The sequence below is a fragment of the Rhodococcus sp. ENV425 genome (assembly GCF_002887785.1).
In the GTDB taxonomy this organism is placed as follows: domain Bacteria; phylum Actinomycetota; class Actinomycetes; order Mycobacteriales; family Mycobacteriaceae; genus Rhodococcus; species Rhodococcus aetherivorans.
This window is the reverse complement of sequence record NZ_PCZU01000156.1, coordinates 39,361-53,250: the sequence shown is the minus strand read 5'-3', so window position 1 is coordinate 53,250 and position 13,890 is coordinate 39,361. Positions and strand designations below refer to the sequence as shown.

General features: G+C 72.1%; 12 protein-coding genes and 2 pseudogenes. 9 read left to right on the top strand and 5 right to left on the bottom strand.

From position 1 onward, the window contains the following. The first annotated feature begins 57 nt into the window (after window positions 1-57). Both CQZ88_RS12685 and CQZ88_RS12680 read left to right on the top strand, forming a co-directional pair. Window positions 58-1,512, top strand: a complete 1,455-nt coding sequence (locus tag CQZ88_RS12685) for an iron ABC transporter permease (protein WP_180987003.1) — start codon at window positions 58-60, stop codon at window positions 1,510-1,512. Further along, window positions 1,509-2,555, top strand: a complete 1,047-nt coding sequence (locus CQZ88_RS12680) for an ABC transporter ATP-binding protein (RefSeq protein ID WP_102799828.1) — start codon at window positions 1,509-1,511, stop codon at window positions 2,553-2,555. Before CQZ88_RS12685 ends, CQZ88_RS12680 begins: the two co-directional genes overlap by 4 nt. Here the strand turns inward: CQZ88_RS12680 and CQZ88_RS12675 are convergent. Further along, window positions 2,552-3,022: a gamma-glutamylcyclotransferase gene (locus CQZ88_RS12675; RefSeq protein ID WP_006939627.1), complete on the bottom strand. Its 471-nt coding sequence runs from the start codon at window positions 3,020-3,022 to the stop codon at window positions 2,552-2,554. The two genes, CQZ88_RS12680 and CQZ88_RS12675, sit on opposite strands and share 4 nt — an antisense overlap. Before the next feature lie 177 nt (window positions 3,023-3,199). Here CQZ88_RS12675 and CQZ88_RS12670 point away from each other — a divergent pair, with 177 nt between their 5' ends. The 4 genes from CQZ88_RS12670 (at window position 3,200) to CQZ88_RS12655 (ending at window position 7,306) form a co-directional block, all read left to right on the top strand. Next, window positions 3,200-4,600, top strand: a complete 1,401-nt coding sequence (locus tag CQZ88_RS12670) for an NAD(P)H-quinone dehydrogenase (RefSeq protein WP_006939626.1) — start codon at window positions 3,200-3,202, stop codon at window positions 4,598-4,600. 61 nt (window positions 4,601-4,661) lie between these two features. Beyond that, the gene (locus tag CQZ88_RS12665) at window positions 4,662-5,081 is read left to right on the top strand and encodes a VOC family protein (protein ID WP_029544686.1); all 420 of its coding nucleotides are present in this window, start codon (window positions 4,662-4,664) and stop codon (window positions 5,079-5,081) included. After that, the gene (locus tag CQZ88_RS12660) at window positions 5,078-5,893 is read left to right on the top strand and encodes a MerR family transcriptional regulator (protein ID WP_006939624.1); all 816 of its coding nucleotides are present in this window, start codon (window positions 5,078-5,080) and stop codon (window positions 5,891-5,893) included. Before CQZ88_RS12665 ends, CQZ88_RS12660 begins: the two co-directional genes overlap by 4 nt. 207 nt (window positions 5,894-6,100) lie before the next feature. After that, complete coding sequence (locus CQZ88_RS12655; protein WP_006939622.1) at window positions 6,101-7,306, top strand: PLP-dependent aminotransferase family protein; 1,206 nt, start codon at window positions 6,101-6,103, stop codon at window positions 7,304-7,306. A 6-nt stretch (window positions 7,307-7,312) separates the two neighbouring features. On the opposite strand, the gene glpK is transcribed toward CQZ88_RS12655, so the two are convergent. Beyond that, window positions 7,313-8,827, bottom strand: coding sequence for a glycerol kinase GlpK (gene glpK / locus CQZ88_RS12650; protein WP_006939621.1), 1,515 nt, complete (start codon window positions 8,825-8,827; stop codon window positions 7,313-7,315). Window positions 8,828-8,922: 95 nt separating this feature from the next. On the opposite strand from glpK, the gene glpD reads away from it, so the two are divergent. After that, on the top strand, window positions 8,923-10,656 hold the full coding sequence (gene glpD, locus CQZ88_RS12645) for a glycerol-3-phosphate dehydrogenase (RefSeq protein ID WP_006939620.1): 1,734 nt from the start codon (window positions 8,923-8,925) through the stop codon (window positions 10,654-10,656). A gap of 60 nt (window positions 10,657-10,716) precedes the next feature. Here glpD and CQZ88_RS12640 read toward each other — a convergent pair whose 3' ends face one another. Further along, window positions 10,717-11,253 carry a hypothetical protein gene (locus CQZ88_RS12640; protein ID WP_006939619.1) on the bottom strand — a complete coding sequence of 179 codons (537 nt, stop codon included), beginning with the start codon at window positions 11,251-11,253 and terminating at the stop codon, window positions 10,717-10,719. 151 nt (window positions 11,254-11,404) lie between these two features. On the opposite strand from CQZ88_RS12640, the pseudogene CQZ88_RS12635 reads away from it, so the two are divergent. Continuing rightward, window positions 11,405-11,968 (top strand): annotated as a pseudogene (locus CQZ88_RS12635) (TetR/AcrR family transcriptional regulator); the annotation flags it as partial. Window positions 11,969-12,025: 57 nt separating this feature from the next. Then, window positions 12,026-12,283 (top strand): Rho termination factor N-terminal domain-containing protein, encoded by a 258-nt coding sequence (locus CQZ88_RS12630; protein ID WP_029544682.1) that lies wholly within the window; start codon window positions 12,026-12,028, stop codon window positions 12,281-12,283. A 67-nt stretch (window positions 12,284-12,350) separates the two neighbouring features. Here the strand turns inward: CQZ88_RS12630 and CQZ88_RS12625 are convergent, their stop codons facing one another. After that, complete coding sequence (locus CQZ88_RS12625) at window positions 12,351-13,145, bottom strand: DNA-formamidopyrimidine glycosylase family protein (RefSeq protein WP_102799827.1); 795 nt, start codon at window positions 13,143-13,145, stop codon at window positions 12,351-12,353. Further along, window positions 13,145-13,890, bottom strand: a pseudogene (locus CQZ88_RS30955) (DEAD/DEAH box helicase); the annotation flags it as partial. The gene CQZ88_RS12625 and the pseudogene CQZ88_RS30955, both read right to left, overlap by 1 nt.

The window sequence follows — 13,890 nt, the reverse complement described above, 5'->3', positions numbered from 1 at the left end:
ACGCTGGCTGCGCTGGGTGTCTCGGTGTTCGCGCTCGCCCCGGTGGCACACCTGGTCATGCGTGCGTTCGCAGACGGCCCCGACCGCGTGTGGTCGCTGGTGTTCCGGCAGCGCACCCTCGATCTGGTGTGGCGCAGCGGCATTCTCGCGCTCACCGTCACCGTCGCCTGCCTCGTGATCGGCGTCACCGCCGCGTGGCTCACGGCACGCACCGACCTGCCCGGCCGGCGGTGGTTCGCCCTGGCGCTGAGTGTTCCGCTCGCCATCCCGTCGTACGTGTCCGGCTTCGTCTACATCGCCCAGTTCCCCGGCCTCGCGGGTTTCGCGGGGGCCGCGCTGGTCCTCACCGCGGCGAGCTTCCCGTACGTGTACCTGCCGGTGTCCGCCGCGCTGGCCTCGGTCGATCCGGGACTCGAGGAGGTGGCCCGCACCCTCGGCCGGTCCCGGCTGCGCACCACGCTCACCGTGACCCTGCGTCAGGTGTGGCCGACCGCGGCGGCCGGCGGCCTGCTGGTGGCGCTGTACACCCTCAGCGACTTCGGCGCCGTCGCGCTGATGCGGTACGAGGCCTTCACCCTCGCCATCTACGGCAGCTACCGGGGGCTGCTCGACCGCACCCCGGCCGCGGTGTTCGGCTTGGTGCTCGTCGTTCTCGCCGTCGCGCTGACGGTCTCCGAGCGCCGGGTGCGCCGCGGGGCCACCGCGCGCGTCGGTTCCGGCGCCCCACGAGCCGTCGCGGCCGTGCCGCTGGGCGGGCAGCGGTGGACGGCCCTGACGTTCCTCGCCGTCGTGCTGGTGGTGAGCGTCGGCGTGCCGCTGGCCGGACTTGCGCGCTGGCTGTGGTTCTCGCAGCAGGCGGCGATCGACTGGGCGGGGATCTGGACGGCGACGACGTACACGCTGTGGGTGGCGGCCCTGGGGGCGTTGCTGACGACGGCGCTGGCCCTGCCGGTGGGCACCCTGGCGGCGCGTTCGACCTCGCCGGTGGCGCGGTTCACCGAGAGCGCCTCCTACGTCGGGTTCGCGCTGCCCGGCATCACCGTGGGTCTGGCCCTGGTCTTCTTCGGTATCCGGCTGCTGCCGCAGTGGTACCAGCACACCCCGATGCTCGTGATCGGCTACGCGGTGTTGTTCCTGCCGCTCGCCGTCGGGTCGATCCGCGCGGCCGTCGCCTCGATCCCGCTCGGCCTCGAGGACGCGTCCGCGACCCTCGGCAGCGGACGGCTGCGGACCGGCGTCCGGGTGATGATCCCGCTGGCCGCGCCCGGTGTCGTGGCGGGCGCGGCGCTGGCGTTCCTCACCATCGCGAAGGAACTGCCCGCGACGTTGTTGCTCGTGCCGATCGGGGAGGACACCCTGGCGTCACGGATGTGGAAGTACACCGAGACCCTCGAATACGGTTCGGCGGCCCCGTACGCCGCGATCCTGGTGCTCATCGCCGCGCTGCCGTCGCTGGTGCTGGGCCGACTGTTGCGGGGCCGGGTCGATGCGGAAAGTGGCGGTGAGGAATGAGCGGGCTCTCCATCGAGGGCGTATGCGCCCGGTACGGGCGGACCGAGGTCGTCAGCGACGTCTCGCTGACGGTGGAGCGAGGCGCGTTGCTGGCCGTACTCGGGCCCTCGGGCGGAGGCAAGACCACGCTGCTGCGCGTCGTCGCGGGTCTGCACCCGGCGAGCGCGGGGCGCGTCGTCGCGGACGGACGCGACCTCACGGCTCTGCCGCCGGAGCGCCGGGGGGTGGGGCTGGTGCCGCAGGAGGGTGCGCTCTTCCCGCATCTGAGCGTGGCGCGCAACGTCGGCTACGGGCTGGTGCAGCCGACGTGGCGATCGATGGTGCGGCAGAAGTCCGTCCGGCACCGCCGCGTGGCGGAACTGCTCGACCTGGTCGGCCTGGCCGGCACCGGTCAGCGCAAGCCGTCGCAGCTGTCCGGCGGCCAGCAGCAGCGCATCGCGCTGGCGCGGGCGCTGGCCCCGAACCCGTCCGTCGTATTGCTCGACGAGCCGTTCAGCGCCCTCGACGCCGGGCTGCGGGCCAGTCTGCGCGCCGAGGTCCGCGCCCTGCTGCGGGACCAGGAGGTCGCCTCCGTGCTGGTCACCCACGACCAGGCCGAGGCCCTGGCCATCGCGGACACGGTCGCGGTGATGCTCGGCGGGCGTGTCGCCCAGGTGGGCACCCCGGAGGAGGTCTATCGGTGGCCCGCGACGCTCGAGGTGGGCGCATTCGTGGGGGATTCGGTCGTGCTCGACGCCGATGCGGACGGCGACCGCGCGCACACGGTGATCGGTGCGGTCCCGCTCGCCGCCCCGGCCCACGGCAAGGGTCACGTGCTCGTGCGCCCGGAACAGGTGCAGGTCGCCGCGGCCGACGAGCCGTCGAAGTTCACCGTGCTCGACATCGCCTTCGGCGGGGCACTGACGGAGGTGCGGGTGACCGGCGCCGGGCAGACGATCCGGGCGCAGCGGGCCGCATCGCACGACGTGCAGGCCGGGGATCCGGTGACGCTGCGGGTCGGCGTCCCCGTGCCGTTCTACCCGGACCGCCTGGCCGGGGACTAGAAGCTGTCGGGCCGGCCCGGCCCGACGTTGCGGCTGTTGCGGGTGCGCAGGTCGCGCACGTAGTCGGCGGGGGCTCCCGCGATCTCGGCGGCGTCGGCCATCACGCCCAGGTAGCGGGCCGACGGCAGGCCGCCCTCGTACGCGTCGAGGACGTACAGCCAGGCGAGCACGGGACCGTCGTCGGTGTCCACGCGCAGCCGGATCTTGCGGTGGATGCCGAGTTCGGAGCCCTCCCACCGGTCGAGGCTGCGTTCGTCCTCGTCGGGTACGTCGTACAGCACCACGAACACCTTCGAGTCGGGATCCTCGACGACGGTGGCGAGCGCACCCTCCCAGCCGATGTCGCCGCCGCTGAACGTCAGCCGCCAGCCGTGGAGCCAGCCGGTTCCGGCCATCGGCGAATGCGGGCAGCGCTGCAGCATCTGCTCGGGATGCATGTTGGAGCCGTAGGCGGCGTAGATCGGCACGGGGTACAGGCTAATGGCTGACCGTCCGGCGCAGGACACGGGGCGCTGGCCGCTGCGTGGCCGAGTCCGCGTGCGCAGGACGGGGCCGGTGGCATAGCGTGTCTGCGGACGTTCGGCAACCCCGGCGCCCGCACACCCGGACCGAGGACCATCTCGGAATCGATACAGAGGAGAACAATGACCCGGATCGTGATCATCGGCGGCGGCCCTGCGGGCTACGAGGCGGCGCTGGTGGCGGCTCAGTACGGCGCGACCGTGTCACTGATCGATTCGGACGGGGTCGGCGGTGCCTGCGTGCTCTTCGACTGCGTGCCGTCCAAGACGTTCATCGCGTCCACCGGCATCCGCACCGACATGCGCCGAGCCGCCGACCTCGGCGTCCAGCTCGAAAGCTCCGGGGTGGCGCTGCCCGAGGTCAACGCCCGGGTCAAGAGCCTCGCCCGCGCGCAGTCCGCGGACATCCGCACCAAGCTCGAGGCGGCCGGCGTGCAGTTGCTCAGCGGCCGCGGCGAGCTCATCGACAGCCAGGTCGGGATGGCGGCGCACCAGGTGCGCGCCAACCTCTTCACGGGCGAGGAGCGGATCCTCGACGCCGACGTCGTGCTCATCGCGACCGGCGCGAGCCCGCGGGTGCTGCCCGGCGCGGAGCCGGACGGCGACCGCATCCTCAACTGGCGTCAGCTCTACGACCTCGACGCGCTGCCCGAGCACCTCGTGGTCGTCGGTTCCGGTGTCACCGGCGCCGAGTTCGTCTCCGCCTACACGGAGGTCGGTGTCCAGGTGACGCTGGTCTCGAGCCGCGACCGGGTGCTGCCGCACGAGGACGAGGACGCCGCCCTCGTGCTCGAGGACGCCTTCGCCGAGCGGGGCGTGAACCTGGTCAAGCACGCCCGTGCCGACGCCGTCGAGCGCACCGCGAACGGGATCCGGGTCAAGCTGGCCGACGGGCGCATCGTCGAGGGCAGCCATGCCCTGATGACGGTCGGCTCGGTGCCGAACACCTCCGACCTCGGGCTCGAGAAGGTCGGCCTGCAACTCGACCGGGGCGGTTACCTCCAGGTCGACCGGGTCTCGCGCACGTCCGTCTCGGGTATCTACGCCGCCGGCGACTGCACCGGGCTGCTGCCGCTGGCGTCGGTGGCCGCGATGCAGGGCCGCATCGCGATGTACCACGCCCTCGGCGAGGGGGTGAGCCCGATCCGGCTCAAGACCGTCGCCTCGGCGGTGTTCACGCGGCCCGAGATCGCCACGGTCGGCGTCAGCCAGGCCGCGATCGACAACGGCGAGGTGCCGGCCCGCACCGTGATGCTGCCGCTGCACACCAATCCCCGTGCGAAGATGTCGGGGCTGCGCCGCGGCTTCGTGAAGATCTTCTGCCGTCCCGCCACCGGCGTCGTGATCGGTGGCGTGGTGGTCGCCCCCACCGCCTCGGAGCTGATCCTGCCCATCGCGATCGCGGTGCAGAACAATCTCAGCGTCGACGATCTCGCCCACACCTTCTCGGTGTACCCGTCGCTGACCGGGTCGATCACCGAGGCGGCGCGCCAGCTGATGCGGCACGACGACCACCTGGACTGAGCGGGATGACCGGCGTCGACGTTCTTGACTCTCTCGCTGGGGGAGGGTCGACGGTGGACGCATGCGAACGAACAGCATCTTCCCCGTGGTCCCCGCTCACGACGTCGCCCGCAGCCGCGACTTCTATGCCGGGCTGCTCGGTCTGCGTGTGGTTTTCGACAGCGGCTGGTATGCGCAGCTGCAGGCGGCGACCGACGAGACCGTGCAGCTCGGTCTCGTGGCACGCGGCCACGAGACGATTCCCCGAGCCCACCTCTCCGCTCCCGCCGGCGTGCTGATCTCGGTGGAGGTCGACGACGTGGACGCCGTGTATGCGCGCGCCGGCGACCTCGCACTCCCGGTCGCGTTGGAACTGCGCGACGAGGACTTCGGGCAGCGGCACTTCATGACCGTCGATCCCGACGGCCTGCTCGTCGACGTCATCACGGTGATCCCGTACGCGCCGGAGGTTGCCGGAAGCGGGGCGGTGGTGACCGGGTGAGCCCGGCCGACGGATGGCTGAGCATCGGCGAGTTCGCGCGGATGTCCCGGCTGAGCGTCAGGACGCTGCGCCACTACGACCGCGAACGGCTGCTCGCTCCAGGCCGGGTCGATCCGCGTACCGGATACCGGTACTACTCGCGCGAGCAGCTCGCCTCGGCTCTGCGCATCGCGGTATTGCGCAGAGCCGAGGTATCCGTCCCCGCGATCCGTCTCCTCCTGCAGGACCCCGGACACACCGAGGTCGTCCTCGCCGCGGAGCGGGAACGGATCGAGCGCGAGGCCGCCCGTAAGCACCGGGCGCTCGCCCTCGTCGCCTCCCTCGCCGAGGCCGAAGCCGGCGGCCTCGCCGTGCGCCGGCACTGGATCGAGGATCGAACGGTCTTGTGGCGCAATGGGGAATCGACCGCCGAATCTCTGGATTCGGATGTGACGAACCTCGTGACGGCGCTGCTGGCCGACGCGTCGAGCGCCGGGCTGCCCACCGACGCGCCGGTGGTGGGGCAGTACCCGGCCACCCTCGACGGCGTGGTGCAGTTCGGCGTCGGTCTCGAGTTGCGGTCCCCGCTCGGACGTGCGGAAACTGCCACGACGACGCTGCCGGGCGGGACTTTCGCGGGCGTGGACTTCGTCGGTCCGGTCGCGCTGCTGCCGGTCGCCTACCACGCACTGTTCGGGTGGCTCGACGAGCGCGGTCTCGCGGCCGAGGGGCCGTTCCGGGAGTACTACCTCACCGACCCGCGTGACGTCGCTGCCGATGCGATGCGTACGCGGGTGCTGCACCCCCTGCCGGGTGAGCACGTTCCGGGATGAGGGTTCCCCGAGGCCGGCGCGCCGCGGCTCCCGCGCCGGCTTCGCCCCACCGGATCAGGGTTCCATAGTGTGGGATCCGCATTCCACGCTATGGGCAGGTGGTGCTACGGTGGGGCGAGGACCGGATCCGGTCCGTCATCGACAGCCTCGCGCCGACCGCGGACCCGGGACGAAAGAGGTCTTCTCTCAACCCGTCCAGGAGTTCCCGTGTCCGTCGACGGCAGTATCCGCACCGCCCGCAGGTTGCGCGGCCTGCGCAGCTCCGCCATCCGTGATCTGCTCGCCCTGACCGCCCGACCGGACGTCCTCAGCCTCGCCGGCGGGCTCCCCGCGCCCGAGCTGCTGCCCACCGCGGAGATCGCCGACGCGGCCGCCACCGTGCTCCGTGACCCGGCTGCCGCCCAGTACGCCGCGACCTCCGGTCGCGGGGACCTGCGCGCCGTGCTCGCCGCGCGGGAGGGCGAGCGGCTCGGACGCGCCGTCCACCCGGACGAGGTCGTCGTCACCCACGGCTCCCAGCAGGCGCTGAGCCTGCTCGCTCAGGTGCTGCTCGACCCGGGTGACACGGTGATCGTCGAGGAGCCCGCGTACACCGGTGCGCTGCAGGTCTTCCACGCCGCCGAGGCCCGCGTGGTCCCGGTACCGCTCGACGACGACGGCATGGACACGGAGGCGCTCGAACGCCTCCTGGCGGCGGGGGAGCGGCCGGTGCTCGTGCACACCGTCGCCACGTTCCACAACCCGCGCGGGGTCGTGTTGTCCGCGGCTCGGCGCCGGCACCTCGCGGCCCTCGCCGACCGGTACGGATTCCGCGTCGTCGAGGACGATCCGTACGGCGAGCTGTGGTTCGGACAGGCACCTCCGGCGCCCGTCGCGTCCTGGTCGGACCGCGTCGTCCGGCTCTCGAGTGCCTCGAAGACCCTCGCCCCGGCATTACGGGTGGGCTGGCTGCACGGCGACCGGCGGCTGTGCGCGGCCGTGGAGCTGCTGAAACAGGGCGCCGATCTGTGCGGCTCGTCCCTGACCCAGGCGATCGCCGCCGCGCTCCTCGCCGACGGGCCCTGGTACGCCGGGCATCTCGACCGGCTCCGGGGCACCTACGGCGCCCGGGCCACGGCACTGTCGACCGCCCTCGCCGCGGAGTTCGGCGACGCGGTCGTCTCCTCCGCCGTGCGCGGCGGCATGTTCACCTGGGTGCGGTTCGCCGGTGAGCTCGACACGGCCGAGTTGCTGCCCGTCGCGGCCGAGCACGGTGTCGCGTTCGTGCCGGGGACCGCCTTCGCGGTGTCCGGGGACCACGGTCGCACTGCACGGCTGTGCTTCGCCACCGCCGGGGAGGCCGACCTCGCCGAGGCGGCGCGCCGGCTCGGCCGCGCCGTGCGCGCCCTGCAGCACAGGACGGCCCGTGCGTAACGCGGCTCAGGCCCAGCCGTAGGTCCGCTCGACCGCCTTGTTCCACTCGGCGTAGAGCCGCTCCCGCTCGGCGGCGTCCATCTTCGGTTCCCAGGTGCGGCCGGCCGCCCAGTTGCGCCGGATATCGTCCTCGCCGTCCCAGAAGCCGACCGCCAGGCCCGCCGCGTAGGCCGCGCCGAGCGCGGTGGTCTCGGCGACCACGGGCCGGACCACCGGGGCGCCGAGGATGTCCGATTGGAACTGCATCAGGGTTTCGTTGACGACCATCCCGCCGTCCACCTTCAGGGTGTGCAACTCGACGCCGGAGTCGGCGTGCATCGCCTCGATCACCTCGCGGGTCTGGTAGGCGGTCGCCTCGAGCGCGGCGCGCGCCAGGTGCCCCCGGTTGACGAAGCGGGTGAGCCCGGCGATCACGCCGCGCGCGTCGGGGCGCCACCGCGGCGCGAACAGGCCGGAGAACGCCGGCACGAAGTACGCGCCGCCGTTGTCGGGGACGGTCGCGGCGAGATCCTCGATCTCCGCGGCCGTGCGGATGAGCCCGAGATTGTCGCGCATCCACTGCACGAGCGACCCCGTGACCGCGATCGAACCCTCGAGGGCATACACCGCCGGGGCGTCGCCGACGCGGTAGCAGACGGTGGTCAGCAGCCCGTGCTCGCTCCGGACCGGCGTCGTCCCGGTGTTGAGGAGCAGGAAGTTCCCGGTCCCGTAGGTGTTCTTCGCCTCGCCCGGCGACAGGCACGCCTGGCCGAACGTCGCGGCCTGCTGGTCGCCGAGGATGCCCGCCACCGGGACGCCGGCGAGCGGCCCGCGTTCGCGGGCGTACCCGTAGATCTCCGACGAGCTGCGGATCTCCGGCAGCATCGACATCGGGATCCCGAAGTCCGCGCAGATGTCCGGATCCCATTGCAGCGTCTCGAGATTCATGAGCATCGTGCGAGAGGCGTTGGTGACGTCGGTGAGATGCACTCCCGGCTGCCGGTTGCCCGCGCCGGTGCCGCCGGTGAGGTTCCACAGGATCCAGCTGTCCACCGTCCCGAACGCGAGCTCGCCGGCCTCCGCCTTCTCCCGGGCGCCCTCGACGTTGTCGAGGATCCACCGCACCTTCGGGCCCGCGAAGTACGTCGACAGCGGCAGGCCCGTGGCCTTGCGATACCGGTCCACGCCCGCGTCGCCGGCGAGCTGCTCGACCAGGCGATCGGTGCGGGTGTCCTGCCACACGATCGCGTTGTGGACGGGCCGGCCGGTGGAGCGTTCCCACACGACCGTCGTCTCGCGCTGGTTGGTGATGCCGATCGCGGCGATGTCGGCGCGTGTCAGATCCGCCTTCGCCAGGGCCAGGGCGGCGACTTCGCGGGTGTTGAGCCACAGCGTTTCCGGATCGTGTTCCACCCAGCCGGCGCGGGGGAGGATCTGCTCGTGCTCGGTCTGGGCCCAGGCCACGATGCGGCCGTCGTGGTCGAAGATGATGCAGCGGCTCGACGTGGTCCCCTGATCGATCGCGGCGATGTATCGGGTCACGGCAACCTCTCCGGGCGTATGGTTCGGGACGGCAGTCTGCGGACGAACCTACTAGCCTGAGTGCGGAAACGTCGGCGACTCACGGGAGCGATGCGGTGACCAACCAACCAGGCGTCCAGATTCTCGGGCCGCAGCAGCGCCGTGACGCGTGGCGACGGCTCGGTTCGGAGCAGTTCGACGTGGTGGTCATCGGCGGCGGCGTCGTCGGCGCCGGTGCCGCCCTGGACGCCGCCACCCGCGGGTTGAAGGTCGCCCTCGTGGAGGCACGGGACTTCGCCTCCGGCACGTCGAGCCGCTCGTCGAAGATGTTCCACGGTGGGCTGCGGTATCTCGAGCAGCTCGAGTTCGGGCTCGTCCGCGAGGCGCTGCGGGAACGCGAGCTGTCGCTCTCGACGCTGGCGCCGCACCTGGTCAAGCCGTTGAAGTTCCTCTTCCCCCTCACCCACCGGGTGTGGGAGCGCCCGTACATTGCCGCGGGCATCTTCCTGTACGACCGGATGGGCGGCGCCAAGTCCGTGCCCGCGCAGAAACACCTGACCCGCTCCGCGGCGTTGCGCATGGCGCCCGGGCTCAAGCGCGACTCGCTCGTGGGCGGGATCCGGTACTACGACACCGTCGTCGACGACGCCCGTCACACCATGACCGTGGCCCGCACGGCCGCGCACTACGGCGCCGTGGTGCGGACCTCGACCCAGGTGGTCGGGTTCCTGCGCGAGGCCGACCGCGTCTCCGGCGTGCGGGTGCGCGACTCGGAGGACGGGTCGGTCACCGAGGTGAAGGGGCACGTGGTGATCAACGCCACGGGGGTGTGGACCGACGAGATCCAGGCCCTGTCCCGGCAGCGCGGCCGGTTCCGGGTGCGCGCCTCGAAAGGCGTGCACATCGTGGTGCCGCGCGACCGGATCGTCAGCGACTCGGCGATCATCCTGCGCACCGAGAAGTCGGTGCTGTTCGTGATCCCGTGGGGCAGCCATTGGATCATCGGCACCACCGACACCGATTGGAACCTCGACCTCGCCCACCCGGCCGCGACGAAGGCCGACATCGACTACATCCTCGACCACGTGAACCGGGTCCTGGTCGTCCCGCTGACCGACGACGACATCGACGGCGTGTACGCGGGCCTGCGGCCGCTGCTGGCCGGGGAGAGCGACGAGACGTCGAAGCTGTCGCGCGAGCACGCCGTCGCCCGGGTCGCACCCGGCCTCGTGGCGATCGCCGGCGGCAAGTACACCACCTACCGCGTGATGGCCGAGGACGCCGTCGACCTGGCGGCCGAGGACATCCCCGCGCGGATCGCCCCGTCCATCACCGAGCGGGTGCCGCTGGTGGGTGCCGACGGCTATTTCGCGCTCGTGAACCAGACGATGCAGCTCGCCGAGCGGTACGGCCTGCACCCGTACCGGGTCAAGCATCTGCTCGACCGGTACGGGTCGCTGATCGACGAGATGCTGGAACTGGCGGCCGACCGTCCCGAGCTGCTCGAGCCGCTCACGGATGCGCCGCAGTACCTGCAGGTGGAGGTCGTGTACGCGGCGGCCGCGGAGGGAGCGCTGCATCTCGAGGACATCCTCGCCCGCCGCACCCGCATCTCCATCGAGTACCCGCACCGCGGCGTGCACTGCGCCGAGCAGACGGCCCGCCTGGTCGCCCCCGTCCTCGGCTGGGATGCCGCGACGGTGGAGCAGGAGATCGCGACCTACCGGGCCCGGGTCGAAGCGGAGATCCGCTCGCAGAGCCGGCCCGACGACGAGTCCGCCGATGCGCTGCGGGCCGCCGCCCCGGAGGCCCGCGCGGAGATCCTCGAGCCGGTCCCGACGGGCGTCTGAGGCGCCACCGGCGCGCGTCCCAGCCCTGTCGGTGGCCGGGAAGGTCAGTGGCCGGGAAGGTCAGTGGGTCAGGATGACCTTGACGAGCACCACGGTCGCGGCAACCGCGGTGAGTGCGACGGCACTCACCAGTGAGGTCCGCCCCGGCCGCTCCCCGTTGAGCCGGCCGATGACGAAGACGATGCCACCGATCCGCAGCAGCACGGCGACCTCGGCGAGCAGCTGGGCCGTGCGCGGCTCGAGCCAGCCCAGCCAGCCGAGTCCCAGGATCACGCACGGCAGGACCGCCGAACTCAGGATCGGCACCGAATTGCGCAGTTCGGCGATCTTCTCCGCCCGGGTCAGCGGGGTCCCCTGGCGCACGGTGTGCCCGACCGCCTCGGCGAACGCGTGGGCGACGAACGTCGACAGCGCCGTACCGAGCACGATCGCGATGCCGACGTACTTCGGGCCGGTGATGATCGGTACCAGCGCCGCGAGCACCAGGACGTTGCCGTAGATGTAGGCGCTGATACGGCTGGCGGCGTTGTCCCGGTCCAGAGGTGTGCGCCGGGAGAACAACGGACCGTGCAGGAGCGCGTGGGCATCGGAGTCCATGCCGACAAGGGTGACAGAAGGCGGTCGCACGGAGCCTGCGACCGCACACATTCGCTGCGTCCGGGCCGCGGCGTAGGATCCGACGACGCAGGTGGTCGACGACGGGATCGCGGTGGTGGAGAGGGTGCGACGGCGCTGGGGCGGCACCGACATGGCGGAACGCCGGCGGGCACGCCGCGACGCGCTGCTCTCGGTGGGCATCGATCTGCTCGGCGCGCCCGAGGGGCCGGCGGTCAACGTGCGCGCCGTGTGCCGGGCGGCCGGACTGACGGAACGGTACTTCTACGAAAGCTTCGACGACCGGGACGCGTTCGTGCGCGCCGTGTATGCCGCCGTCGGCGAACGGGTGCGCACGGCGCTGGAGGCCGCGGTCGGTACGGCCCCGCGACCGGGGGATCTTCCCGAGGCGGCGGTCCGGGCCTTCGTCGAGCTGATCGTCGACCGCCCGGCCCTGGGCCGGGTGCTGCTGCTCGGCCCGCTGCGGGAGCCGTCGCTCGGTGGTCAGGGACTCGACCTCGCTCCCACGTTCGTGCTGCTCGTCCAGCAGCAGCTCACGGCGATCGCCGACCGCGAGGAGCGGCACATGGTGGCGGTCGGGCTCGTCGGGGCGCTGACGAGCCTGTTCATCGGCTATCTGGACGGCACCGTCGCGGTGTCGCCGGAGCGGTTGGTGCGGCACTGCGTGGGCCTGCTCGTCCAGGCCGGAAGTGTAGGGCCGCAGGCGGAGGGGTATTCGCGAGACGACGGCACGCTCGACGAAGGGAGGGGCATCATGCCCAGGTCGTCGATCAAGGACGAGAAGCTGTATCAGGAACTGCGCGACGACGGCGCCTCCAAGGAGAAGGCCGCCCGGATCTCGAACGCGGCGGCGAAGCGCGGCCGGTCCTCCGTCGGCCACAAGGGCGGTACGTCGGGGTCCTACGAGGACTGGACCGTCGACGAGTTGAAGAAGAGGGCCAAGGAGCTCGGGATCTCGGGCTACTCGTCCAAGCGCAAGGGCGAGCTCATCGACGCGCTGCGCAACCACTGAGCTGCGCAACCACCGAGCTGCGCAACCACCGAGCTGCGGGACGACCGAGCCGGCGGGACGCGCCGGCTCAGCCGTCCCCGTCGCGCGGCTGACAGTGAGGGCACCAGTCGATCTTGCGATCCGGGTCGCTCGCCGACCCCAGCATGCCGGTCCGGATCGTGGTTCCGCACCGGCGGCACGGCTTGCCCGCGTGTCCGTATACCCATGTGCCCCGGCCGGGCCGGCGGTCGCCGGTAGTGATCCGGCTGACGCGGTCCCGGTTGAACACCAGCAGGCGGTGCGCCAGATCGACCCAGGCGGCCGCATCTCCCGCGTCCGCGACCGGTGTCGACGGGTGCACGCCCCGCAGGAAGCACAGCTCGCACCGGTACACGTTGCCCACCCCGGCCATCACCCGTTGATCGAGCAGCGCCAGACCGACGGGTCGGCCCGGATCGCGCATCAGGTTCGCGGCGGCGGCTGCCGGGTCCCAGTCCGGGCCGAGCAGATCGGGTCCCAGGTGTCCCACGGCCTCCTCCTCGCGGTCGCGGTCCAGCACCTCGACGATCCCGAGGTCGAAGCCCACGGCCTCGGCGTCCGCGACCGCGAGCACGATCCTGGCGTGATATCCCTGACGGCGCCAGCGGGTCCCGGGCGCGTGGACGTCCCACACCCCCTCCATCTTCAGGTGGGTGTGGAGGGTGTGCGCACCGACGCGTATCAGAAGATGCTTGCCCCGGGCGAGCACCTCGTCGACCACGGTGCCGGTCAGATCGACCGTCGCGTACCGGGGCACGCGGATGTCGCAGCGCGTCAACGGCTTTCCCGCGAGGGCGCGGCGCAGCCGGGTGGCCGCCTGGAAGACGGTGTCGCCCTCGGGCATCAGGCCCTCAACCGGAAACCGCGGGGGGTGGCCGAGAAGCCGGCCTCGGCGAGGAATTCCGCGAACAGGTGACCGTGAATGGAACTGCCGTCGACCTTCTCGACGACGAGCGTGTCGAGGCCCCCGCCCTTGACCGACCCGGCCAGTGACGCGCACGCACCGCGGAGTATCCCCGGGTCCTCGGTGAACGTCAGTACCGTGCGGCCGCCGCGTTCGACGAACAGACCCAGCTCGCCGTCGACGAGCACCACCAGCCCCCCGGCCTTGCGGCCGGGGCGGTGCCGCGGCGAGTCCTCGGGCGCCGCCGACTTCGGCCAAGGCAGTGCCGCGCCGTACGGGTTCGCCGGGTCGCACGCGGCCAGCGTCACCGCGGGTGTGCCGGTGTGGCGGCCCTCGAGCGACTCGCCGTAGGACCGCAACCGGTCCACGACCTCCGGGGTGGAGAACTGCGCACCGCCGAGCGTGTCGACGAAGTAGCCGCGGCGGCACCGCCCCGTCTCCTCGAACCGGCTCAGTACCTTGTACATCAGAGCGAAGCCGCCCGGCACGCCCTCGGCGACGACCGCGCCGCGGGTGACCACACCGTAGCGCTCGAGCAGCAGGTCCGCGGCGGCGTGGGCGCGCACCGTCGGATCGGTTTCCCGGTCGGGCAGCAGCGACCACCGCCCACCGACCGTCGGTGGCCCGGTCCGGCTCGGCAGCGCCGGACGGCCGCGGTACATCCGGGCGCGCGGGGCGCGTCGGG